This window comes from Alistipes sp. CHKCI003 (genome assembly GCF_900021155.1).
Classification (GTDB): Bacteria; Bacteroidota; Bacteroidia; order Bacteroidales; family Rikenellaceae; genus Alistipes; species Alistipes excrementavium.
The window spans coordinates 241,704-265,881 of record NZ_FCNT01000012.1 but is presented as its reverse complement, the minus strand read 5'-3'; the positions used below and the strand labels follow the sequence as shown (position 1 = coordinate 265,881).

Here is a 24,178-nt window from a genome sequence, read left to right as displayed (position 1 = left end):
CCTCTTCTATTTCCGGCTGTGTCCGCTGATCGTGCTGGCGGCATCGCTGTTCGCCTTTTTCGCAGATGGGGTGGGCGGGGTTGTCGTCGGTTTGTTTTTCATGGGCTTCGGCATCGGGGGCGAATACAGCCTCGATTCGGACTACATCTCCGAGATCATGCCCCGCCGGTGGCGTCTGCTGATGGTCGGCGTGGCGAAAGCCTCCTCCTCGGCGGGCAACATCCTCATGGCGGGCATTTGTTTCGTACTGCTGCGGAAGTGGGGCGATCCGCATATGTGGAACCGCCTGCTGCTCGTCGTCTCCGCAATGGCTCTCGTGATGTTCCTGTGCCGGATCCGTTTCGTGCAGAGCCCGCGCTGGCTGATCGCCCGCGGCCGGATTCCCGAAGCCGAAAGTGCCGTGCGCCGCCTTCTCGGTCCGGATGCGGCGATCGGCGAAATCGGCAGCCGTCCCGGACACGGCCGGATGCAAAAAGTTGCGTGGACCGCTCTGCTCCGGCGCGGCACCCTGAAAAAAGTCCTCTTCAGCGGCATCCCGTGGGCCTGCGAAGGGGTGGGCGTCTACGGCATCGGCGTGTTCCTGCCGGTGCTGATCATGGCGCTGGGGCTCGAAACGGCCTCCGAGGGAGCTTTCCCGCGCATCGTCCGGTCGGTCGAACTGACGGCACTCGTCAATCTGTGCATCCTTCCGGGTTTCGCAGCGGGACTTCTGCTGGTCGACCGCTGGTCCCACGTGCGGATGCAGACATGGGGTTTTATCCTCTGCGCCGCCGGGATGGCGCTCCTCTTGGCGGCCTACGAGCTGCATTGGCCCGTGTGGAGTGCCGTCGCTGGGTTCATGGCGTTCGAGTTTTTCCTCAATGCGGGACCTCATCTGATGACCTTCATCATCCCTCCCCAGATCTATTCCGTCGCCGAGCGCGGGGCGGGTGCGGGGCTCGCTGCGGCGTTCGGCAAGCTCGGCGCCGTCGCGGGCGTTTTGTTCGTCCCGGTGCTTCTCGAACGGGGCGGTGCCCTGCTGGTGCTCTCCGCGACCATCGGCGTGCTGTTGCTCGGTGCGTTCGTAACGGCGCTCCTCGGACGCGAGGTACTGCCTTACAGGGGGCCGTCCTGTCGTCCCGAACTGCGACACGACCGCTGATCCGCGGGTGCCTGTGTCTGCTGTCCGGATGCCCGTTCCGCCCGCATCGTGCAGGGCTGTTCGAGCCCGCAGGCTTCCATCAGCTCCGGGTCGGAGAAGATGCGTCGCGTGGGGCCGTCCGCGACGATCCGGCCCTCGTGCATCACGAGCGTGCGCGGACAGAGGTCGAGCACCATCTCCATGTCGTGCGTGGCGATGAGTGTCGTGTGGTCGAATCTGCGCATCAGTTCGATCGTCTGGCGTCGTGCGCGCGGATCGAGGTTCGAAGTCGGTTCGTCGAGGACGAGCACCGAAGGCTCCATCGCAAGGACCGTGGCGATCGCAACGCGCTTCTTCTGTCCGCCCGAGAGGCGATGAGGCGGCGATTGGCGCAGATGCAGGGCGCCGACCGCTTCGAGGGCTTCGGCCACGCGGCGCTCGATTTCGTCGGGGGCGAGTCCCATGTTCGCAGGTCCGAAGGCGACGTCCTCCTCCGCCGTGGGCATGAAGAGTTGGTCGTCCGGGTTTTGGAAGACCATGCCCACCGACTGCCGCACCAGCCGCAGCGTTTCGGACGTGATGGGAATCCCGCCCGCCGCCACCCGACCGCGTGTGGGCGTGAGCAGTCCGTCGGTGTGCAGCAGCAGGGTCGACTTGCCGGCGCCGTTGGCACCGACGAGAGCGACTTTCTCGCCGTGGGCGATCCGCAGCGATATGCCTCTGAGCGCTTCGTAGCCGTTGGGGTAGGTGTAGTGTACGTCGTCGAAGAGAAGGTCGTGGCGGTTCATGCGAAACGGGTTTTAGCGGAAGGAGCGGATGAGGTCTGCGAGGCGTTCGGCGGGTGGAAACAGCCGTATGGCGATCAGCACGGTGCTCCACGATGCGAGAAAGAGGGTGTCGCGCAGGGTCCACGGCGTGCGGTCGCCGCCCGTCGGGGGAAGGCGTCCGGTGAAACCGCGGGCGAGCATCGCGCGGGAGATCTGCTCCGCCCGGTCGAAGGTGCGGACGAGCAGCTGGCCGATCATCGCGCCCCAGACATCGAGCGGGTAGGAGCGCCGGCCGAAACTGCGTGCGTCGCGGGCCCGCGACAGGGCCAGACTCTCCTCGATCAGGACATGGAGATAACGGTAGACGAACAAAAGCTGCGAGGTGAAAACCGCGGGGAGCCCCATCCGCTGCATGCCGCGGCAGAGGCGGTAGCAGCCCGTGCAGGAGAGTAGAATCAGCAGCGCTTGCACGGAGAGCAGTCCGCGCAGGATGATCGAAAGGAAGCGTACCCAGCCTGCGGTGATCGTGAGCGCTCCGATGCGGAACGCGGGTTCACGGTCGCAGAAGAGGTCGAAGACGCCGATGAAGACCACGAACGGAAGCACCGCGAGCGACCGCCGGAAAATCCGGCCGTAATCGAGGCGCCCCATGGCCGCCGCGAGGAGCGGGAACGCGAGGTAGAGCAGCAGGTCCGAGAGCTGCGAGAGCGGCACGGAGAGCATCGCGGCGAGGTAAACGACCGTTGCGGTCAGCTTGGCCCGGGCGTCGAGGCTGTGGAGCGGACTGCGCCCGTGCGCGGTCCGCTCCATGGCATCCAGTTCGCAGAGCGCATATTGCAGCCGGTTTTTCATGATTTGTTCTGTCCCGTGCGGAACAGGTACGAAGCCCCGAATACGACCAGCAGAATGGCTCCGGTGCCGATCAGTCCCGCCAGCGACGTGTCGTAGTCGGGGATGAGCGCCGTCTTTTGCTGGAGGCTGGCCGCCGAGCGGTGCAGGCCGTCGGGCGCGGCTTCGAGATCGGTGCTTCCGGTGATCTTTTCGATCGACCACTCCAGTCCGTCGGGATCGGAGGAGGCCAGCCACGAGAACGAACCCCCGATGAGCAGGGCCGCCAGCGCGAATGCGGCGAGTGTCATGCCGAACTTGCGGCGGCTGCCGTCGCTGCGGCTGCGGCGGGTCGGTCGCACGTCGGCCAGCAGCTCGGGTCTGTATTTCCGCACGGCACTGAGCACGACGCCTGTGGCGAGCCCTTCGCCGATGCCGATGAAGAGGTGGATCGGGAGCATGAACATCAGAAACCGTCCCGTCGGCAGGGCCGTGATGCCCGAAGCCTCGGTCTCGATCGTTACGGCGAGCGCGCCGAGCTGAAGACCTGCGATCGACGCCAGCAGCGAGGCCGCGAATATCCGGCCGACGGAGGCGTCGGGCTTCATCAGCGGACGGAAGACCAGCGGGTAGGCCACCAGACACGAGAGTACGGCCATGTTCAGGATGTTGCACCCGAGGGCCATGAATCCTCCGTCGGCGAAGAGGAGGCATTGCAGTATGAGCACCGAGGCGAGCGTCAGCAGCGCCGCCCACGGCCCGAGCAGGGCCGCGAGCAGGATGCCTCCGACCAGATGGCCGCTCGATCCGGTGCCCGGGATGGAGAAGTTGATCATCTGTGCGGCGAATACGAAGGCGCCCATGACACCCATGAGCGGGAGAAGCCGCTCGCGGCGTTCGGCGGGACCGTCCGGGGAGCGGTCGGCGCGGCTGATTTTCCGGATCGCCACTCCCAGCAGGGCCAGCGATACGACTCCCGCTGCGGCGAATACCGGAGGGGAGACCAAAGCGTCGGACATGTGCATTTCGGTTCTGTTTTTTGCGAGTTGTTATTTGTCATTTGTTCGGTTTCGCGGTTTCGCTCCTCTTCGGGGCGGATTTCACGTCGGATTGTCCGTCCGTCGGCGGCTTCGGTGCGGAGCCGGCAGTCGTTTCCTTACCGGCGGCATGCCGTGCGTCGGACCGGACGTCCGACTGCGGATGCCGGCGGGTGCCGGATTCGGTGTTCTGTCCGTTGACGGACTGCTTCGGTGTGCGGCGCGCATCGCGCTGCTTGTCCGGCCGCCGGTTCCTGTCCGGTTTCGGTTTATGTTCGGAGGCGACCGGTCGGGCGCCGGTTTTCGGATCGGCACCCGGTTTTCGATTCGCGGCCGACCGGGGCGCCGCGTTCGGTTTCGGACCGCTCTGCGGCTGGGCGAGGTGTCGCTTGTTTTCGGGGTTCCAGTTCGAATGATCGGGTTTTTCGGTGTCGTCGAATCGAATCAGCGGCAGCAGGAAGAGCCACGTGGCCACGCAGAAGGGGCCGGTCAATGTGGCGATGCCCACGGGATCGAGCAGGGTGTTCATGCCTGCTTGGATGAAAAGCGTAACGACGATGCCCAGAACAGCCCATACGGCCGAACGGACGTTCGGTTCGTAGAAGACCGTAGCCAGCGCGATGGCCGTCAGCACGGCGCTGAATCCGTAGAGACCTTCGGCGATGTCGGCTCCCGATGCCTTGAAGACGAGGGCTGTGAGGAGCGCCAGCGCCGATCCGACGGCCGCCCACAGCGCGGCCCGGCGGTTCGAGAGCCAGAGACCGGCGAGGAACAGAATGCCCGTTACCCAGTTGTCGATGAGAAAGACCTGTGCGATGCCTTTGAGCCAATAGACGATCAGGTGTCCCAATCCGATGTTTCCGGCTGCGGAGAAGGCTGCCGGAAGCGCCGGATCGCTCATGTGGGTCGTCGGAAGTCCGTGCAGGGCACGGGCGGCCAGCAGGAACATCCATGTGCAGAAGACGAAGGGGAAGGTGAGCGAATTGACCTTCCACGGAGCCATCACGTTGTTGAAACCCGTGCGCACCCATGTCGTGAGGGCCGAGCAGAGAACGAGCGCCAGCCACATCCAGACGGTGTTGCCCATGAACGTCGGGAATGCGCAGCCGACCAGCGCGCCGTTGAAGCCCCAGAGGCCCTGTGCGCCGTCGGACGCAGGCAGCCTGAGCCAATAACCCGTGAGCGTGGAGACGGCGACGCCCGCGAGCGCGCCCCATGCCACGAGTCCCTGCCCTTCCCAGTAGGCACCCCAGAAGATGCCGGCCATGAAGAGCAGACCGGTCCGTGCGCTGTTCTGGAACATCACTTGTCCCGTGCCGCGCATCAGGATTTTCAGAAATTCGAACGAAAATACGTCCGGCCGATTCGTTGTAGCGATTGTGTTTGCCATATTTGGATTCGTTTATTAGGTGCGAATGCCTCCCTACCGCCACGGAAACTCCTCGGGCAGCGGTTTGCCCTTGACTTCGGTGCGCACTGCGGAGCAGAATTCGCGGATGAGTTTCTTGACCGGGGCCGTCTCTTCGCCCAGCACCTTGTAGAGCAGACCGCTGTCGTTCGGCAGGCGAGCGATGCCTGCGGCGAGGCGGCGCACAGGGTCGATGAAGGCTTCGGTCTGTCGATAGATCCGGTCGGCGTGCACGGGCGGCGTCAACACGACCGCGTTGGCGAAGACGTCGTAGCCGTTCATGGCGCCGAGCGTGCGGGGCGAGCGGAGACCGGGGCGGATGATGAATTTCTCGCGGAAGAGCGGCCGGCCGTCGGGCCGCTCGGCGCGGGAGCACACCGAGAGAATGTCGTACCGGAAGGTCTCGCCTGCGTCGAAATACTTGCGGCCGCTCGTGTAGATTTCCGAGTAGAACAGCGTGGCCGACACGTCGATCCGGATCGACGTGTCGGAGATGAAGCGCGTGTGCCGGCACGGGATCGTCGGTTCGGGCAGGTATTCGAGGTAGGCGTTCTCTTCGAGCTCGAACCGCTGTGCGAGGCCCGAGAAGTTGTAGCGCATCTCGGCTAGCTTGGTCGCCGCGCCGGTCGAAACGTGGGCGAAGGCGTCTTTGCGGACGACGAAATGCTGCCGGTAGCGGTCGCCGTCGACGTTCGGACCGCCCGACGAGAGGATGTAGACGCAGGGCATCTCGGGCATTTCCTCGTCGAAATAGAGCGCCTGCTGAACGATGAGCGGCGCATGCCGTTCGAGGTCGCGCAGGATCGACTTGCCCGTGCCGTCGAGTTCGAATCCCAGATACAGACTGCCCGTCTTCCCCGGAGTGCCGATCGGCATCGCCTTCGGCTCTTCGAGATAGGGGCTCATCTCTTTGGCGGCTGCGAAGTTCATCGTGCGGCGGTCGTGGATTCCGAGACGTGCGTTGCATGCACGTCGAGGTCGAAGAGCGCCATCTTGCGGAGGAGTTCCAGCAGACGGTCGATGCCTTCGCCGGTCATGCAGTTGGTGAAGACGAAGGGTTTGCCCGGACGCATCAGCTCCGAGTCGCGGCGCATGACTTCGAGGTCGGCGCTGACATAGGGCGCGAGGTCGGTCTTGTTGATTACGAGGATGTCCGACTGCGAGATGCCCGGACCGTCCTTGCGCGGGATCTTGTCGCCCGCAGCCACGTCGATCACGTAGATGAAGAAGTCGACCAGCGCCGGACTGAACGTGAGCGTCAGATTGTCGCCGCCCGATTCGATCAGCACGACGTCGCCGTCGGGGAAGCGGGCCTCCATCTCCTCGACCGCCGCGATGTTCATCGAGGGGTCCTCGCGCACGGCCGTGTGGGGGCAGGCGCCGGTCTCCACGCCGATGATACGCTCCTCGACCAGCACGCCCTTGAGCATTTTGCGCACATGTTTGGCATCCTCCGTGGTTACGACGTCGTTGGTGATGACCAGCACTTTGTAGCCCATGTCCAGCAGACGCGGGGTGATCGCTTCGATGAGTGCCGTTTTGCCGGAGCCTACGGGGCCTCCGATTCCGATTCTGCAGGTATTGCTCATGATTGATTCGGTTGTTTTCAGTTCATAAACATGCGTTTGGTCCCTTTTTCGTGGAGCGAGGCGAGGATGTCGATCTGCGGTGCGAAGGCGTGCATGTCTTCGAGCTCCATGCCGCGCACGCGGTCGTAGAGGGTTTCCGCCTGTTCGGCCGTGCGGAACAGGATGCGCTGCGTGTCGTAGTGGGAGACCCGCACGCAGCGCAGGGCGGCGCTGAGGACCGTGTTCGCCGCACCGTACTGATGGGCGCAGAAGAGCCCTTTCTCCGAAATGCCGCAGGCGGCGAATACGATTCCCTGCGCCACGGGATAGGTGCCGGGCGTGCGGTGCGTGCGGATCTCTTCGAGCCACAGCGAGACGGTCTCGTCGGGAAAGATCCGTTGCGACAGTTCGGCCAGCTTTTTTCCCATGCGGCGCGTCATGCGGCGTGCTTCGGCGTTCAGCTTGCAGAGGATCGCCTGCCGGTCGGCTTCGAGGATCGCCTCGTGGCGGCCCGCAGGATAGCTCCGGTAGGCGTGCAGCGCCGCCACGCCGTCGGTGAAAGCGGTCTGACGCACGATATCCTGCGTGTACTCTTCGAGTGTCGCGGCGTCGTGTACCAGTCCCGTTTCGGCGGCTGTTTCCAATCCGTTCGAGAAGGAGAAGGTGCCGACCGGAAAGGCCGAATCCGTGAATTCGAGCAGGCGTGCGAGGGTGGTTGCGTTCTCGGTCATGGCATCGCGGTTTGACGGTCGTGCATGCGTTCGCGGGCGGGTGCCGCGCCGGATTCGCGTTCCTCGTCGTGCGTGTGCTCCTCATCGTGCGTGTGCGCGTGTCCGTGCGGCTGTGCATGGCTGTGATGCACGTCGCTGTCGGGACCCGTGCCGCCGAACAGCCGCCGGATTTCGTGCGGCGCCAGATAGGGGATGACCTCCGAGCCGGGCTGGAAGCCGTAGACGATGTCCTCGATGCGATGGGTGCGCATGACGCTCTCCATCACTTTCTTATCGACGGTGAGGGGGACGAAGACCCGGGTCCCCTTGACCACGGCGGGCCAGTGCTGGTTGCCGATGGCGTGTCCGAGTTCCACCGAGAGTTGGATGATCCTTTCGGGCGCCTCGCGCGCCAGAGCCGAGAGGTCGGCCACAAGGACATCGCTCAACGCGATGCGGATGGCGACGATTTTGCGCGTTCCGGGATCGTATTCGAGGATGTCGCCGTCGAGCAGCTGCGAGCGGCGCCGGAGCGCCACGGCATATTCGGTGTCGCTGTCGCCCCGGGCGACGAACCGGCTTTTCTGGGCCGTCCACTGATCGAGGTTTATGAAGTCGATTTCGGCTTCTGCGGCCTTCTCTTTCCATTCGGGCGAATGGAGGTTGCCTGTGATTTTCGTATATATTTTCATCGGACTGCGTCTTATCGGGTCGGTTGTTCAGGGCCGGGCGGATCAGCTGAACCAGAGGAGCTGGCTGAGCGGAAAGGATTTCGCGGGTCGGATGTAGGTGCGGATGTTGTCGATGAGCACGTCGAAAGTTTCGGGGTCGACGTCGATCTTGGGGGTGCCGCCGTTGCGCACCATGTCGGATTTGGTGAGCTGCCGCGTGCGACGCACGGGCTGTACCATGCGGTCGAGGTGCAGCCGCTCTCCGATGCCGCTCTGGAACGCCGCGTTCGAGACGAACGATGCGCAGCTCTTCTGCAACGCGCGGCCGAACGAGCCGAACATCGGACGGTAGTAGCACGGCTGCGGCGTCGGGAGCGATGCATTGGGGTCGCCCATGTTCGCCCAGTCGATCATGCCGCCCTTGATGACCAGCTTCGGCTTGGCGCCGAAGAACTGCGGTTCCCAGAGCACGAGGTCGGCGATCTTGCCCTTTTCGACCGAGCCGAGGTAGTCGGAGACGCCGAACGTGATGGCGGGATTGATCGTGATCTTGGCAAGGTAGCGCAACACGCGGAAGTTGTCGTTCCGGTCCGAATCTTCGGGGAGCCTGCCGCAGGCGTTCTTCATGAACGAAGCCATCTGGAACGTGCGCATGAACGACTCGCCGATGCGGCCCATGGCCTGCGAGTCGGACGAGACCATCGACAGTACGCCCAGATCGTGCAGCACGTTCTCGGCTGCCTGCGTCTCGGGCCGCACGCGGCTCTCGGCGAACGACACGTCGGACGGGATTTTCGGATTGAGGTTGTGGCAGACCATGATCATGTCGAAAAGCTCGGCCTGCGAGTTGATGCCGAAAGGCAGGGTGGGGTTGGTCGACGAGGGCAGCACGTTGGGCATCGACGCCACTTTCAGCAGGTCGGGCGCATGGCCGCCGCCGGCTCCCTCGGTGTGGTAGGTGTGGATCGTGCGGCCGTCCATCGCGGCGATCGTGTCTTCGACGTACCCGCTCTCGTTGAGCGTGTCGGTGTGGATGGCCACCTGTACGTCGAAGCGGTCGGCTACGCTCAGAGCGGCGCGGATGGCTGCCGGGGTCGAGCCCCAGTCCTCGTGGATCTTCAGTCCGCAGGCGCCCGCCTCGATCTGCTCTTCGAGCGGAGCGTGCACCGAGCAGTTGCCCTTGCCGAGCAGTCCGACGTTGACCGGCAGCCCTTCGGCCGATTCGAGCATGCGCTCGATGTTCCAGCGGCCCGAGGTGATGGTCGTGCCGTTGCTGCCGTCCGTGGGGCCTATGCCGCCGCCGAACACGGTCGTGATGCCGTTGCTCAGACAGGCGTAGGCCTGCTGCGGGGAGATCATGTGCACGTGGCCGTCGATGCCGGCGGCCGTCAGGATCAGGTGCTCGCCCGAAATGGCGTCGGTGGCGGCACCGGTTACCAGATCGGGGTGCACGCCGTGCATGATGTTGGGATTGCCCGCTTTGCCGATGCCGGCGATCTTGCCGTCCTTGACGCCCACGTCGGCCTTCACGACCCCCAGTACGGGGTCGATGATCGTAACGTTGGTGATGACCAGATCGAGCGAACCCTCCTGCGAGGTCATCGTGTTGGCGAGGCCCATGCCGTCGCGGATGGTTTTGCCGCCGCCGTAGACGACCTCGTCGCCGTACTCGCGGAGGTCTTTTTCGATTTCTACATACAGGTCGGTGTCGCCCAGACGGATCTTGTCGCCCGTGGTGGGCCCGAACAGGTTGTTGTATTCCTGACGCGATATGGTTGCCATGTCTCTTTATTTTTTTGTGTCGACGTTCGGTTGCGCGTTCGCCGGGCGGGCGTTCGCTGCTGCGGTGTTCCCGGTCTGGGCCGCCGCATCGGTTTTCGCAGAGTGCTTGGTGCCGGTTCCGGTAGCGGCCGTCCTGCCGTGCTGCGCGGGTGGCTCGGCAGGCTCGGCAGAGGTTTTCGCGGCGGCCGTTTCGCCGCTTTGCGCGGCGGCGGAGGCACTGCCGCCCGCCGTCGTGTCGCGGACGCTCCGGCCGGCTGCGGAGGCCGGGCCGCTGCCGCCCGGGGAGTCTTTGAACCCGCAGTCGCGGACCCGTTGCAGAGCGCGCATCCGTGCGGGAAAGTAGGTCGGGGTGTCCTCGTCTCCCGTGTAGCCCATCACCAGCCCGTTGAACCCGATCACGCGGCGTTTGCCCGAATAGGCGACCACCTCGACCTCTTTCTGGTCGCCCGGTTCGAAACGGATGGCCGTGGTGGCCGGAATGTTCAGATGGCAGCCGAATGCGGCGTTGCGGTCGAATTCGAGATAGCGGTTGACCTCGAAGAAATGGAAGTGCGAACCGACCTGAATCGGACGGTCGCCCGTGTTGCGGACGGTCAGTTTCGCGGTTTTGCGTCCGAGGTTGTATTCGATCGGTTCGTTTTGCAGGATTTCGCCTCCGACGATTACGTGCTGTGCGGGTCGGAAGCCCGGTCGATCGGGATACAGGCTCGGCGCCTGCGTCGGATTTTTCGCGGGTGTTGGATTCGATGTGTTCATGTCGCGCTGTTTTTGAATTACTTGATGGGGTGGTGTATGCTCACCAGACGCGATCCGTCCGTGAACACGGCTTCGACCTGCAACAGGTCGATCATATCGGCGACGCCCTCCATGACGTCGTTCTTCGTCAGGACGCTGGCGGCGCCCTTCATCACCTCCTCCACGGTTTTGCCTTCCCGTGCGCCCTCCAGTGCCGTCGATGTGATGTAGGCCACGGCTTCCGGATAATTGAGTTTCAGTCCTTTCTTCATGCGTCTTTCGGCAATCATTCCGAGCGAAAGCAACATCAGCTTGTCGATCTCTTTCGGTGTCAAATGCATAGTATGAATTTTTATATGGTTACGAATTCACAGCCGCGGCTCCGGACGGTCGCACGGTTCGGGGGCTTCCCCGGATTCGTTGCAAAAGCGGCAAAGAATATGCCAGCGCAACGGAACGAATGAAATAGTGCGTTCGAATGGCATCGTATTTGAAAATCGATCCTCGATGCTTGAACCATTGAAATTCGTGGCCGTGTTCGAAGCCGTGATGATCGCGGGGGCGGGCGGCTTCTCGGAGCGGAACTTCGTGCGGGAAGGGGGGCTTGCGGGATGATTCGCCGCAGTACCCGGGCAGCCGTAAGCCCCGCAGACCGGTCCGGCTCGGGCCCGACCGAAGACCGGAAGGTGCGGCAGCGCCCGACTTATTCGTATCTTCGACTTCGTCTTAGATACTCCGGCTCGGCAAAAACGAATAAAATTCGTTTTTGCGTTTGACTTTTCGTATCTTTGCTCCGAATTTTCAGGTCTTATGAAGAGGAAAACCGGTATATGGACGGCCGTCGCGTTCCTCGCGGCGGCGGTTGCGACGTCGCTCGTCGTGCGGCAGCAGTTCTACGGAAGTGCCGTGCGTGCCGAGCGCGATCTGTACATCAGCGCCCGCACCGATTATGCGGGCCTGACCGATTCGATCCTGCCGGCGATCCGCCACCGCCGAGCATTCCGGTTCTATGCCGAGCGCCTCGGACTTCCGGAGACCTTCAAGCCCGGACATTACGTGCTCCGCAAGGGGATGAGTGTCGTGGAGGCCGTGCGGATGCTCAAGCTCGGGATGCAGACGCCCGTGCGGGTTACGATCCACAACGTGCGTACGCCCGCGCAGCTCGCCTCGAAGCTCTCGCGCCGGCTCGATGCCGATTCGGCGGCGTGGATGGCCGTGCTGACTTCGCCCGAGGCGGCCCGCAAGGTCGGTTTCGACAGCCTTACGCTCTTCTCGATGTTTCTGCCGAACACCTATGAATTCTATTGGACGGTCGGGCCTGCGGAGTTCTTGGAGCGCATGCGCCGCGAGTACGACCGCTTCTGGACTCCCGAGCGCGACGCGAAGCGCGAACGGAGCGGGCTGAGCCGGCTGGAGGTGATGACGCTGGCGTCGATCGTCGCGGAAGAGACCCGCCGGACGGACGAAATGCCCCGCATCGCGGGGGTCTACGTCAACCGGCTACGCAAGGGGATTCCCCTGCAGGCCGACCCGACGGTGAAGTATGCCATGCAGGATTTCGGGCTGCGTCGGATCCTCTACAAACACCTGAAATATCCGTCGCCTTATAACACCTATATAAATAAGGGGTTGCCGCCGTCGCCGATCTGCATGCCCTCGCTGGCGGCCATCGACGCCGTGCTGGATTTCGAGCGGCACGACTACCTCTTTTTCTGCGCACGGCCTACGTTCGACGGCTACCACAATTTCGCTCGCACGCTCCGCGAGCACAATGCCAATGCACGCGCCTACAGCGCCGAATTGAACCGGCGCAATATCAAATAAAATTCGTATATTTGCCGGGTATGCTGACGAAAATCTATGCGGAAAACCCTTCGGAGCGCGAACTCGCCCGGGCGGCGGCCGTATTGGAGCGCGGCGGAATCGTCGTCTATCCGACCGACAGCGTCTATGCGTTCGGTTGTTCGATCCGTTCGCCCAAGGCGATCGAGCGCATGCGCCGCATCAAGGGCAAGAGGGAGACGACCTTCTCCGCGGTGTTCGCGGATATAGCCGAGGCGGCCGCATACTGCCGTGTGGACAATGCGGCGTTCCGCATCCTCAAACGTTCGCTGCCCGGACCGTACACCTTTCTGCTGCCGGCCTCGTCGCGCATGCCGGACAAGGCGCTCGAACGGCGCAGGATCATCGGCATCCGCATTCCCCGCAATGCCGTCGCGCGGGCGCTGGTCGGGGCGTTGGGCTGCCCGATGCTGACCACTTCCGTGCGGGACGACGAAGAAGAACGGGCCTATGCGACCGATCCCGGGCTGATCGCGGAACGTTACGGATCGGCCGTCGATCTGGTGATCGACGGCGGGGCGGGGGACATCGTGCCGACCACGGTGGTGGACCTCACGCAGGACGAGCCGCAGGTGCTCCGCGAAGGCAAGGGCGAATGGCGGTAAAACGACGATACAAACGGAAACGATATGGAAAAGACGAATTTGTGGAATGACGCGGCGAAATACGGCGCGGTCATGGCACTCGCGGCCATCCTCTTCAATGTGGCGGCGATGTATGTTCAGAGCGGGTGGCTGACGCTGCTCTCGCTGGCGGTGTTCGTTACGCTGCTCTTCCTCTTCACGCGGCGCCGCGCATCGCTCTACGGCGGAGGTCCCGACGGGTATGGCTACGGACAATGCCTGAAGTTCATCTTCTGCATGATGCTCTTTTCGGGGATTCTCGAAGGGGCCTACCAGATCGCGGCGACGCACTGGCTCTTCGCAGCCCGCTACGAAGCGCAGATGGACACCGCTTTCGCTGCGGTCGCCGGCATGGGCGTCTACACCGACGACCAGCTCGAAATGGCCGTGGAGATGGCCCGACGGATGATGCGTTCGCCCATTTGGCTGATTCTCAGCGGTGTGCTCGGGTCGGTCATCAAAGGCGTCTTTTTCGGACTGATCGTTGCGGCCTTCGCCAAACGCAATCCCGACGTATTCGCCGGCGGGGACGACGGGGAGGATCGCGCAAACCTCGCTTGAAGGGATGGCGGCACCGGACATATCGGTCGTGATCCCGCTCTACAACGAGGCGGAGTCGCTGCCCGAACTTGCGGCGTGGATCGACCGCGTGGCGCGCGGGAACGGACTCACCTACGAGGTCGTGATGGTCGACGACGGTTCGGACGACGGTTCGTGGGAGACGATCGAAGGGCTCAAGAGACGATACCCCGCCATCCGGGCAGTCGGCTTCGCCCGCAATTACGGGAAGTCCGCGGCTCTCTACTGCGGTTTCGCCGAGGCGCGCGGCGAGGTCGTCATCACGATGGACGCCGATTTGCAGGACTCGCCCGACGAGATCCCCGAGTTGCGGCGCATGATCCTCGAAGAGGGCTACGATCTGGTCTCGGGCTGGAAAAAACGCCGGCACGACCCCGCAGGCAAACGCTGGCCCAGCAAATTCTTCAACTGGACGGCCCGCACCGTCTCCGGCATCCGGCTCCACGACTTCAACTGCGGGCTGAAAGCCTACCGCCGCAAGGTGGTGAAGGCGATCGAGGTCTACGGCGAGATGCACCGCTACATTCCGATTCTGGCCAAGCAGGCCGGATTCCGGCGCATCGGCGAGAAGATTGTCGAGCACAGGGCCCGCAAGTACGGGAGTTCGAAGTTCGGCATGGAGCGGATGGTCAAGGGCTACCTCGACCTGATCACCGTGTCGTTCCTCGCGCATTTCGGTCGGTCGCCGATGTACTTTTTCGGCAGTCTGGGAACGCTGATGTTCCTCATCGGCGGGGCGACGACGGCGTGGATCATCGGTGCCAAGCTCTATAAACAGGCGCATGCACTGCCGCTGCGCGCCGTAACGGACCAGCCGTTGTTCTATCTGGCGATTCTGGCGATTATCCTCGGCGTGCAGCTCTTCCTCGCCGGATTTCTGGGCGAACTCATCGACCGCAATTCGGGCGAACGGAATAACTATTTGATCGACAAAACGATAAACTGACCTCTATGATTCAACGAATCCAAACCCTCTATTTGCTCATCGTGGCGGCGCTGATGGCCGTTACGCTCTTCGCGCCGCTCGCATGGTTCGGTCTCGGAGGTGAAGAACTGACCCTGCATGCTTTTGCGCTCCGGTCCGCATCGGGCGAGATCGTCCGGCCTCCGATCTGGACGGGGCTGCTGCTGACGCTTGCCTGTGCGCTGCCGCTCGCGGTGATTTTCCTCTACAAGCGGCGCCTCGTGCAGATCCGCCTGTGCGTGGCCGAACTGGTGCTGTTGGCCGGTGCGGAGGCGATGCTGGCCGTCGGCTACTTCTGGGGCCACGGCGAAGCCGAATTTCAGGGGATGAAACCCGCTATCGCGCTGCCGCTCGTGTGCCTGCTGTTCACGTGGCTCGCACTGCGTGCGATTTTCAGGGACGAGATGCTCGTCAGATCTTTGAACAGAATACGTTAGAAACGGATTCGAATCCGCAGACGGAGTGTGCACGGTTTTTGCGCACTCCGTTTTCGTATGTACGTTCCGGTCTTTGTAACAGTAACTTCATACAAAAACGCTTTGAATATCTTGGTTAGTTCGAAAATACTTCCTAATTTTGTTATCCTTTCCCGCTTATGGAAAGGTCGGTTAGGAATACGCTATGTGGATACGGATTATTTTAACTCTCTTTTAATTTCAATTTTTATGAAAAAATTACATCTTTTTCGGTTGTTGTTCGCCGCGATGTTCGTAACTGCCGCTACGGCTTTTACGAGCTGCTCCAACGACGATAGCGACGATCTCGACATCCCCACTCTCGAAGTGGCTCCGACGGAGTTGAATTTCGATGAAAAAGGCGGCAGCCAGACATTCACCATCACCACGACGGGCCGATGGGCCATTACCGGCGCCGAGGAGCAGTCGGAATGGATGGGCGTTACGCCCGATCTCACGGGCAGCGGGAATGCGACCATCACCGTAACGGTCGACGAGAGCTCCGAGGCACACAAGGCGACGCTCAAGGTAACGGTGTTCACGACCATCTTCGGGGTCGAGAAAGAGGTCGATTCGAAAAACATCGAGATCACCCAGACGGCGGGCGGAGTTCCGCCCGTGGACGAGGTCATCTGGTCCGAGACCTGCGGCAAGGACGATTCGGCCGCCGACAAACCCTTCGTTGCCGAATACACGGGCTGGGACAAGACCGGCGTCGGCTCTTCCACGGTTACTTACAGCGGCTCGAATACTTCGGTGCGGAGTTCGGGGCTGGAGAACAAGGGATCGGGCCACAACGAAATCTTCTTCGGCGGTGCTCCCGCGACTTTCGTCGTCAACAAGATCACGATGACCGCCGAGCAGACCAATTTGCAGCTTTCGTTCATCGGCAGCCGTTCGGTCAAGAACGGCGAGGTGTACGACAACACGTTTGACAAGGCCAATTTCAAAGTCGCGTTGAGCGCCGACGGTACGAATTGGACCGACATCGAATATACGACCACCGGCGGCGAAACGACGCCTTATTGGGTTACTGCGACTTCCGATTTCACGCTCAAGGAGGCGGTTTCCGAACTCTACATCCGTTTCACGGCTAACGAAAGCTCGGTTTATCGTCTGGACGACATGAAGCTCGAAACGGGTCTGGGCGGCACGGTCGTGGACCTCGCCGGCGGGACCCCCCCCCAGCCCGGTGAAGTGTCTACAATTTCCGAAGTGATTGCCGGAGAGAATGGCGCCTATACGATCGAAGGTACGGTCGTGGGAGTGAATGCCCGCAGTTTTCTGGTTAAGGACGATACCGGTATCATCCTCATCTATTTAGGTTGGGATAACACGACTGAGACGCCTGTCGTATCGTACAATGCCACTGTCGGACAAAAAGTGAAGGTGTCCGGTACGACGACTACGTACAGCAAATTGAAGCAATTCTCCGAAACGGGTCTGACAATCGAAAAAATTGCGGACGGTACCTATACGCAACCCGCGCCTACGGTTCTGGACGGTGCAGGTTTCGATGCGTATGCGGCCGCTGCGCCTGTCGTAAAATATGTTCAGTATACAGGCGTATTGACGATCTCGGGATTCTATTATAACGTCGCTGTGGAAGGCACCAACCTGCAGGGTTCTCTGGCTTATCCGATCGACGGTTCCATCGATGCTTCGCTCAATGGGCAGGAAATCGTGGTAACCGGCTACGCGATGGGTATGACTAATAAGAGTACGATGATCAATACGCTCGCTATCACAGTTGAATCGGGAACTCCTTCGACCGATCCGGCCATCTCGAAAGTCGATCCCGCTTCGCTCTCGTTCGCCGCAGCCGGGGAAAGCAAGACCGTTACGGTAACGACCGTCAATACGGACGATACCTATACGATCCAAGCGGCTTCCGACAATACGCAGTTCGTGCCGACCGTCGACGGCAACGTGATTACGGTAGCGGCCGCCGCGAATACGACGGACGCAGCCATTACGGGTACGCTGACCGTGAATCTGATGAAGGGCGCCGAGACCGTGGATACGAAAACCGTATCTATGGCGCAGGCGAAAGCTACTTCGGGCGACGTAACCACGATCGAAGCAGATTTCTCGGTATTGGCAAATTATCCTGCTGATTTCCCGAGGGAGAATGCGAATAAAACAGCTGAGGTAAAGACCTTCACTTTCGGAGGGTATGAGTATACTTTTGCAGGCTCGACAGGCAATGGCTATTATATGGCTTACATTGACAAAGAAAAGACACAACCTTATATTATCAATGGTAAGGCCGGTGCATATATCGAATTGCCTTCGGTGGCCGGAAAAGCGTTGACCAGAGTTACCTTAACCACTCGATCCGGTGCATCGACGAATGTTGCCGTAGGAATTTACGACAGCTCAAATACGGCTGTGGCCGGCGGCGAGGCAGTTCAATGGTCTAAGACAACAGCGCCATTGGAATATACCTATGACCTGACCGGAACTACTGCAGGTACGAAATATCGTGTGTATATCGATAAAAATCCGACTACCGGTAAGGAATACAATGCTCAGTTTATGAGTATCAAGATGGAATTCAATTAAAGAACATGTAATTCTCCTAACCGCTCCCGACGGGACGGGGTTCCCGTCGGGGAGCGGTTTTTTTAATAAGGGACTTGCCGATGTTACGAAACATTTATCCGGAGACGATGAAAAAGGTCGTTCTCGTCGTGTTGTCCGCAGTCTTGGCATTCGCATGTAAAGACGACGACGGGAGCGAAGGCGGCACGTCCGCTGTTTTCAGATACGATACGGTGAACTGCGAAACCACCGTCAATCAACTGCTGCTCGAAGGCGGCGCCGATCTCACATTCAAAGCGACGATCGCCGAGGGGACCCAGTGGCTCTCCTTCTCTCAGCAGCAAACGGGCGTAACGGTCAAAGAGGGCACGATCGCCCCGATCGTTTTCGTCTATTCCCAGAAAAATACGACGCCCGACGTGCGCGAGGCCACCGTAGTCGTCGAATTCTCGAACGGAGACCGCCACGAAGCGACGCTGACTCAGCTGGAGTACACCTCATCGGCCACCTACGACAAATCGTGGGCCGAGCAGCCTCAGTACGAAGAGAACTCCAGCTACATCTATAAGACATACTATACGACGCTTGCCAATTCCAAGTACGTGCGCAATTATTCGATCTGCTACGATGCGGACAAGAAGGTGGCCCGTTGGGTGGCCTATCCGCTGCATACGAGCTATACGACGCCCAATACGGAACGGACGGATGCGTGGGCATACGATCCGAATACGCAGCAGCCGACGATTCCGGAATCGGATCAGCAATATATCATACAAACCTACGGCTCGGGGTATGACCGCGGCCACCAATGTCCGTCGGCCGACCGTTACAGTACGGACGCGACCAACGAGATGACCTTCTATGCCACCAACATGATGCCGCAGAACAGCCGTTTCAACAGCGGCGTGTGGGGAACGCTCGAAAACAAGGTGCGCGAAAATATGGTGAAGGATACGCTTTATGTCGTAACGGGAACCTACTTCGGCGATTCGCAGACGACGACCGACCGCAAGGGCAACGTGATCGGCGTGCCGTCCGATTGCTGGAAGGTGCTGCTCCGCACCAAAAAAGGCAATACGGGCAAACGGATCGAGGAGTGCACGGCCGATGAGCTGATGGGGATCGGATTCTGGTTCGCCAACGCCTCCTCCTCGACGGGCTCGCCGGCCGAATATTCGATGTCCATCGCCGAGGTGGAGCGGAAGACCGGCTTCACCTTTTTCCGCAATCTCCCCGCAGAGGCGGCCGAGGCGGTGAAACGGCAAAACGATCCGAGTGCATGGAAGATGAATTGACGTTTTCGCCGAGCTGAGGACAGTCCGGGTTCTGCTCGGAAGATTGCCGAGGCGGGAAACCGAAGAAAGAAATTCAATATCATATATCAAATACCTATGAAAAAACTACTGTTCAGCGGGTTTTTCGTCCTGCTTCTGCTGGCGGGTTTCGCGCAGAAACCTTACAAGGTGATGTTCTACAACTTCGAGAACCTGTTCGACACGATCAACGATCCCGAGATATTGGACGAGGAGTTCACGCCCGACGGACCGAAGAAGTGGAACTCGGTGAAGTACAACAAGAAAATCGGTAATCTGGAGCGCGTGCTGTTCGACATCGCTGCTTTGGACAAGAACTATCCCGCCGTGATCGGCGTATCGGAGGTCGAGAACCGTTCGGTGTTGGAGGACGTGATTGCGACGCCCAAGCTGGCTCCGGCGAACTACCGCATCGTGCACTACGATTCGCCCGATGCCCGCGGCGTGGATGTGGCGTTTTTCTATCGTCCCGACGTATTCGAACTCGAAGGCAGCGCTCCGATCCCCTTCACGATGGAGGGGCTGCCCAATTTCAAGACGCGCGACATCGTAACGATGTGGGGTACGATCGAAGGCGAACCCTTCTACTTCATGGTGGCCCACTGGCCTTCGCGGCTGGGCGGCAAGGAGGCGTCGGCTCCGAAACGCGAGCGTGCGGCCGAGATCATGCGCCGTGCGGCCGACTCGGTGCTGCGGCTCGATCCGGCCACCAAGGTGGTGATGATGGGCGACTTCAACGACGACGCCACCGACGACAGCATCACCGAAGTGCTCGGTGCGAAGGGCGACATCCGCAAGCTGGAGCCGGGCGATTACTACAATCCGTTCATCAACGTGCTCAAGGCGGGCTACGGGACGCTGGCCTATCAGGACGCATGGAACCTGTTCGACAACATCGTCGTGTCGGAGAATCTGGTCGCAGGCGACGGTCTCAAGATCCGTAAGGCTTCGCCCAAGGCGCGTTTCTACGGCAATATTTTCAGTCGTCCCTACATGATCCAGCAGGAGGGGCAGTATAAGGGGTATCCGCTGCGCACGTTCGTGGGCAACAATTTCCAAGGCGGTTACAGCGACCACTTCCCCGTGTACATCTATATCGGCAAGTAAATACCGTTAAAATCAGAAAATATATGAAGATGAGAATTTTACTGTTATCGTTGCTCACGTTGTTCTCGGTGTCGGCACTGGCGCAGGACGGCGGTATCACGGGCAAAGTCGTCTCACGGGACGGCCGCGTCGCGCTGAGTAATGTGAAGGTGGTTGCCGAACCTTCGGGAATCACGGTGGAGACGGATGCAGAGGGACGGTTCACGTTCGAGAATCTGCCCAAAGGCGACTACGAACTGAAGTTCGAGACGTCGGACTACGAGCCGCTGAACCTGCGCGTGCGTGTGGATAAGATCGTGAAGGACATACGGAGCGTGATCCTCGCGCCCGACATGCAGCAGATGATCGACGACTCCGTGTTCGCGGAGTTCGATACCGACACCGAGAGCGATGCGCAGTCGATGCCTTCGTCGCTTTCGGCGTCGAAAGACGTGTTCAGCAACATCGCTTCGTATAAGTTCAGCGAGATGCGTTTCAATGTCCGCGGCTACGATTCGCCCTATTCGGACATCTATCTGAACGGAATCCGGTTCAACGACGCCATGACCGGTTATGGTCCGTGGTCGCTCTGGACCGGTCTGAACGACGCCACGCGCAATCAGGAGAACGTGGCCGGTCTGACGGCGACGGACTTCGGCGTGGGCGGCATCGGCGGCATGACCAACATCAACGCCCGCGCTTCGCAGATGCGCAAGGGATTCCGTGCCAGCGTCGTGAACGCCAACTCGATGTACCGCTTCCGTGCGATGGTCTCCTATGCTTCGGGCGCGCTGGACAACGGATGGTCCTACGCGCTTTCGTTCTCGACCCGTCAGGGCGGCAATTCGTATGTGGACGGCGTGTACTACAACACCTACGCCTATTTCGGTTCCGTGGAGAAACTGCTCGGCTACCGGCAGAATCACCGGCTGGGCCTCACGGTGATGGCGGCGCCCAGCGAGCGCGGTGCGCAGCAGGCGTCGACGGACGAGGCTTACCACATGTTCGGCAGCAACTACTACAACCCGAACGTGGGCTATCAGAACGGCAAACTGCGCAACTCGCGCGTGCGCAATACGCACGAACCGATCGTCATGCTGACCTACTACTGGGACATCGACGACGCCACGCGCCTGTCGGCTGCGACGTCGCTCCGTTTCGGCTATAACGGCTATTCGGCCCTCACGTGGAAGGACGGCGCCGATCCGCGTCCCGACTACTACCGTTACATGCCCTCCTATTTCCTCTTCAAATGGGCGCAGAGCGAGACGCTCGAAGCCACCGAAAGCTGGCTTGCGGCGGCGGAGAGAGCCCGCGACGAATGGAGCGGATGGATGGACTGGGATAAATTCTATCGTCAGAATTATACGAATACGCCCGATCCCGGCACCTCCGAGGGAAAGTACGCCGGCAACATGCGTCCGTCGAATACGATCATCGAGGAGCGTCATACCGACCAGTTGGACTATAACTTCGTGGCCAACGTGTCGCACATGTTCCGGAACGGCTCGCGGATCGTGGGCGGCGTGAAGCTGCGCATCAACCGCACCGAGTACTACGACGAGGTGAAGGACCTGCTGGGCGGCGATTACTGGTACGACATCGACAAGTTCGCGCTCCGCGACATGGGGTCGGATATTCTCGCCTATCAGAACGATCTGGAGTATTACGTCAAGAACGGCCATGCAAAGTTCGCTAAGGAGGGCGACAAAATCTCCTACGACTATTACGCCAACCTGCGTGAGGCCGAAATATGGGCCATGTACGACATCTCCTTCGGGGCATTCTCGATGAACGTCGGCGGCGAAGCGGGCTACTCCTCCATGTGGCGCGACGGCCGCTGGCGCAAGGGTCTCTTCATCGGCAATTCCTACGGCAACTCCGAAAAGCTCGACTATTTCACCTACCGCGTGAAGGGTAATTTCGACTACCGGTTTTCGGGTGCTCATTCGCTGTCGGCGAATGTTACGATGATTCAGGACGCTCCCAAATTCCAGTCGGCCTTCGTCTCGGCCCGTACGCGCAATCAGGTAACTCCGGGCCTTTCGTCCGAAAAGATCTTCGGTGCAGAGTTGACCTACAACCTCAATCTGCCCTACATCAGGGCCCGTCTGTCGGGATTCTATACGCAGATGAGCGACCTGTCGAAGGTGATCTCCTTCTACGACGATACGGAGAGCGCATTCGTCAACTTCGCCATGAGCGGCATCGACAAACGCTACTACGGTCTGGAACTGGGCGTGCAGGTGCCGATCTGGAACGGCATTTCGTTCAACGGCGCACTGAGCTGGGGCAACTATCAGTACACCTCGAACCCCGATTTCATCAGTATCGCGGACAACCGGGCCGAGGTGCTGGTGAAGGATAAGGTCTACTGGAAGGACTTCCATGTGGAGAGCACGCCCCAGTTCGCCGCCAATGTCGGGCTGAACTATCGCGGGCCGCACAACTGGTTCGCATCGTTCGACTGCAACATCTACAACGATCTCTACCTCTCGATGAACCCCTTCTACCGCACGGGTACGGCCGTCGAATCCTACATCACGGGCAACGACGGCGCCTCGGATCTGAATGCGATCAAGGAGATCCGCCGTCAGGAGCGCTTCGGGGCCTATGCCGTGTTCAATGCGAGTCTGGGCAAGAACTGGTATATCCACCGTAATTATACGCTCGGTTTCAGCCTCGAAGTCAAGAATATCTTCAACAATCAGGAGATCCGTACGGGCGGTTACGAGCAGATGCGCATGTACAAGGGACGTATCCCCACTTCGTCCGACCCGTCCGTTACGCATTACTTCCGCTTCCCGTCGAAGTATTTCTACATGCTGGGAACGACCTATTATCTGAACGTTTATTTCCGCTTCTAACCGGGGGAACCGAACTTATATACGTACAATGACTATGAAAACAACCAAAATAGTTTCAATGCTCGTCGCGGCCGCTCTCTTCGCCGGCTGCTACAATGATTTCGATAATCCGGCTCCTGCGAAGATCTGGACACAGGACGAGGTCGATGCGACGGGTGCGTCCCATCGTACGATCGCAGAGGTGAAGCAGATCTTCACCGACAAATTCGGTGGGCTGAGCGGCACGGGCAGCAATTCGAGTTGGAACGATACGAAATACTATCAGTTCGATGAGGATATTTACATCAAGGGCAAGGTGATTTCGAACGACCGCGAGGGCAATATCTTCAAGTCGCTGTTTCTGCTGGACGAGACGGGCGGCATCGAAATCCGCCTCACGAACGGCAACTTCCTGACCTACCACATGGGGGCTTACAACGATGCGAAGACCGAGATTCCGTCGCAGTGGGTCTATGTGAAGCTCAAGGGGCTCTACATCGGCAACTACCGCATGATGCTCAGTATCGGCAACGGTCCGACGGACTCGTACAACGCCGTGGGCGAACATAAGTTCTATGCCAATTCGAACCTCGAACTTCCGGAGCAGATCGCCGAGCATGTGCTGCCCGGTGAGGAGACCACGCTGGTGGTCGGCACCGACATCAAGGTGGTGAACGAGACGAACTACACGCAGCTGGGCGAAGCCGACTTCGGACGGCTGATCCGCTTCGAAGGGGTGAAGTGCCGCTATGCCGGCGTCGATACGCAGGAGTCGCTCTATCCCGAGCAGTATCCCGATTACGAGAAACCGGCGCCGCTGAAAAACGGCTCGTACGAGCAGATCTATCCGAGCTGGATCTACACGGACGTCCGGCCGATCGTCAACAAGCCTTGGTACCGCTGGGCGTTCAGCGAGAAGAATACGAACCTCTACGGTTCGGTTTGCTTCGTCTACAACGACGATGCGACCTATACGTCGGACAAGGGCGTGTACATGGTCCGCACGAGCGGTTATTCGCGCTTCTCGGGCCACGGGGTGGTCAAGGACGGCGCCGTGGGCAACATCACGGGTATCTATGCCATCTATTCGAAGAAAAGCGAATATCAAGGTGGAGCCAGCGACTATGCGACCTATCAGATTTCGCTGAACCGTTACATGGACCTCGAATTCGCCGAGAGCGACTTCCTCACCGAAGAGGAGGTGATCGCACTTACGCCGGCCGATTCGTACGTTACGCCGGATGTCGACGACGACATCGACTGACGATGCGGACGTGGGTCCGTGCAAATCGGGACGAGG

22 protein-coding genes are annotated in these 24,178 nt (G+C 60.4%); 11 read left to right on the top strand and 11 right to left on the bottom strand.

The genetic code is table 11. The features are described from left to right. A partial coding sequence (locus BN3659_RS02430; protein ID WP_141682460.1) for an MFS transporter occupies positions 1–1,141 on the top strand: 1,141 nt, incomplete at its 5' end. Here BN3659_RS02430 and BN3659_RS02425 read toward each other — a convergent pair. Genes BN3659_RS02425 through BN3659_RS02375 form a run of 11 tightly spaced genes read right to left on the bottom strand, consistent with a single transcriptional unit; the run spans position 1,096 to position 10,967 of the window. After that, positions 1,096–1,908 carry an energy-coupling factor ABC transporter ATP-binding protein gene (locus BN3659_RS02425; protein ID WP_091534279.1) on the bottom strand — a complete coding sequence of 271 codons (813 nt, stop codon included), beginning with the start codon at positions 1,906–1,908 and terminating at the stop codon, positions 1,096–1,098. The genes BN3659_RS02430 and BN3659_RS02425 overlap by 46 nt on opposite strands. A 12-nt stretch (positions 1,909–1,920) precedes the next feature. Then, positions 1,921–2,739 carry a cobalt ECF transporter T component CbiQ gene (gene cbiQ / locus BN3659_RS02420; RefSeq protein ID WP_091534277.1) on the bottom strand — a complete coding sequence of 273 codons (819 nt, stop codon included), beginning with the start codon at positions 2,737–2,739 and terminating at the stop codon, positions 1,921–1,923. Continuing rightward, positions 2,736–3,734: an energy-coupling factor ABC transporter permease gene (locus tag BN3659_RS02415; RefSeq protein ID WP_224757816.1), complete on the bottom strand. Its 999-nt coding sequence runs from the start codon at positions 3,732–3,734 to the stop codon at positions 2,736–2,738. Before BN3659_RS02415 ends, cbiQ begins: the two co-directional genes overlap by 4 nt. Positions 3,735–3,771: 37 nt before the next feature. Next, the gene (locus tag BN3659_RS02410; protein WP_224757817.1) at positions 3,772–5,142 is read right to left on the bottom strand and encodes an urea transporter; all 1,371 of its coding nucleotides are present in this window, start codon (positions 5,140–5,142) and stop codon (positions 3,772–3,774) included. Positions 5,143–5,175: 33 nt separating this feature from the next. Then, on the bottom strand, positions 5,176–6,090 hold the full coding sequence (locus BN3659_RS02405; RefSeq protein ID WP_091534274.1) for an urease accessory protein UreD: 915 nt from the start codon (positions 6,088–6,090) through the stop codon (positions 5,176–5,178). Continuing rightward, positions 6,087–6,749 (bottom strand): urease accessory protein UreG, encoded by a 663-nt coding sequence (gene ureG, locus BN3659_RS02400; RefSeq protein WP_091534273.1) that lies wholly within the window; start codon positions 6,747–6,749, stop codon positions 6,087–6,089. Before ureG ends, BN3659_RS02405 begins: the two co-directional genes overlap by 4 nt. Positions 6,750–6,766: 17 nt before the next feature. Continuing rightward, positions 6,767–7,459, bottom strand: coding sequence for an urease accessory protein UreF (locus BN3659_RS02395; protein ID WP_091534272.1), 693 nt, complete (start codon positions 7,457–7,459; stop codon positions 6,767–6,769). After that, positions 7,456–8,130 (bottom strand): urease accessory protein UreE, encoded by a 675-nt coding sequence (locus BN3659_RS02390; RefSeq protein WP_091534270.1) that lies wholly within the window; start codon positions 8,128–8,130, stop codon positions 7,456–7,458. The genes BN3659_RS02395 and BN3659_RS02390 overlap by 4 nt, the downstream gene beginning before the upstream one ends. Before the next feature lie 42 nt (positions 8,131–8,172). After that, positions 8,173–9,891, bottom strand: coding sequence for an urease subunit alpha (locus tag BN3659_RS02385; RefSeq protein WP_091534269.1), 1,719 nt, complete (start codon positions 9,889–9,891; stop codon positions 8,173–8,175). A 6-nt stretch (positions 9,892–9,897) separates the two neighbouring features. Further along, positions 9,898–10,647, bottom strand: coding sequence for an urease subunit beta (locus BN3659_RS13700; protein WP_171847678.1), 750 nt, complete (start codon positions 10,645–10,647; stop codon positions 9,898–9,900). Between the two features lie 17 nt (positions 10,648–10,664). After that, positions 10,665–10,967 (bottom strand): urease subunit gamma, encoded by a 303-nt coding sequence (locus tag BN3659_RS02375; RefSeq protein WP_091534267.1) that lies wholly within the window; start codon positions 10,965–10,967, stop codon positions 10,665–10,667. A gap of 469 nt (positions 10,968–11,436) precedes the next feature. On the opposite strand from BN3659_RS02375, the gene mltG reads away from it, so the two are divergent. The 10 genes from mltG to BN3659_RS02325 all read left to right on the top strand — a co-directional run bounded on the left by mltG (position 11,437) and on the right by BN3659_RS02325 (position 24,142). Then, positions 11,437–12,450: an endolytic transglycosylase MltG gene (gene mltG, locus BN3659_RS02370; RefSeq protein ID WP_091534266.1), complete on the top strand. Its 1,014-nt coding sequence runs from the start codon at positions 11,437–11,439 to the stop codon at positions 12,448–12,450. Positions 12,451–12,470: 20 nt separating this feature from the next. Beyond that, positions 12,471–13,073: an L-threonylcarbamoyladenylate synthase gene (locus BN3659_RS02365; protein WP_091534264.1), complete on the top strand. Its 603-nt coding sequence runs from the start codon at positions 12,471–12,473 to the stop codon at positions 13,071–13,073. A gap of 24 nt (positions 13,074–13,097) precedes the next feature. Next, positions 13,098–13,652: a DUF4199 domain-containing protein gene (locus tag BN3659_RS02360; protein ID WP_091534262.1), complete on the top strand. Its 555-nt coding sequence runs from the start codon at positions 13,098–13,100 to the stop codon at positions 13,650–13,652. A 4-nt stretch (positions 13,653–13,656) separates the two neighbouring features. After that, on the top strand, positions 13,657–14,616 hold the full coding sequence (locus tag BN3659_RS02355) for a glycosyltransferase family 2 protein (protein WP_091534261.1): 960 nt from the start codon (positions 13,657–13,659) through the stop codon (positions 14,614–14,616). A 5-nt stretch (positions 14,617–14,621) separates the two neighbouring features. Then, on the top strand, positions 14,622–15,071 hold the full coding sequence (locus BN3659_RS02350) for a DUF4293 domain-containing protein (RefSeq protein WP_091534259.1): 450 nt from the start codon (positions 14,622–14,624) through the stop codon (positions 15,069–15,071). Positions 15,072–15,299: 228 nt separating this feature from the next. Beyond that, positions 15,300–17,654 (top strand): BACON domain-containing protein, encoded by a 2,355-nt coding sequence (locus tag BN3659_RS02345; RefSeq protein WP_141682459.1) that lies wholly within the window; start codon positions 15,300–15,302, stop codon positions 17,652–17,654. Positions 17,655–17,761: 107 nt separating this feature from the next. Further along, positions 17,762–18,928, top strand: a complete 1,167-nt coding sequence (locus BN3659_RS02340; RefSeq protein ID WP_171847677.1) for a DNA/RNA non-specific endonuclease — start codon at positions 17,762–17,764, stop codon at positions 18,926–18,928. Between the two features lie 96 nt (positions 18,929–19,024). Continuing rightward, positions 19,025–20,053 carry an endonuclease/exonuclease/phosphatase family protein gene (locus BN3659_RS02335; protein ID WP_091534254.1) on the top strand — a complete coding sequence of 343 codons (1,029 nt, stop codon included), beginning with the start codon at positions 19,025–19,027 and terminating at the stop codon, positions 20,051–20,053. 23 nt (positions 20,054–20,076) lie between these two features. Then, positions 20,077–22,899: a TonB-dependent receptor gene (locus tag BN3659_RS02330; RefSeq protein ID WP_091534253.1), complete on the top strand. Its 2,823-nt coding sequence runs from the start codon at positions 20,077–20,079 to the stop codon at positions 22,897–22,899. Between the two features lie 34 nt (positions 22,900–22,933). Next, on the top strand, positions 22,934–24,142 hold the full coding sequence (locus BN3659_RS02325) for a DUF5689 domain-containing protein (RefSeq protein ID WP_091534251.1): 1,209 nt from the start codon (positions 22,934–22,936) through the stop codon (positions 24,140–24,142). Positions 24,143–24,178: the final 36 nt, after the last annotated feature.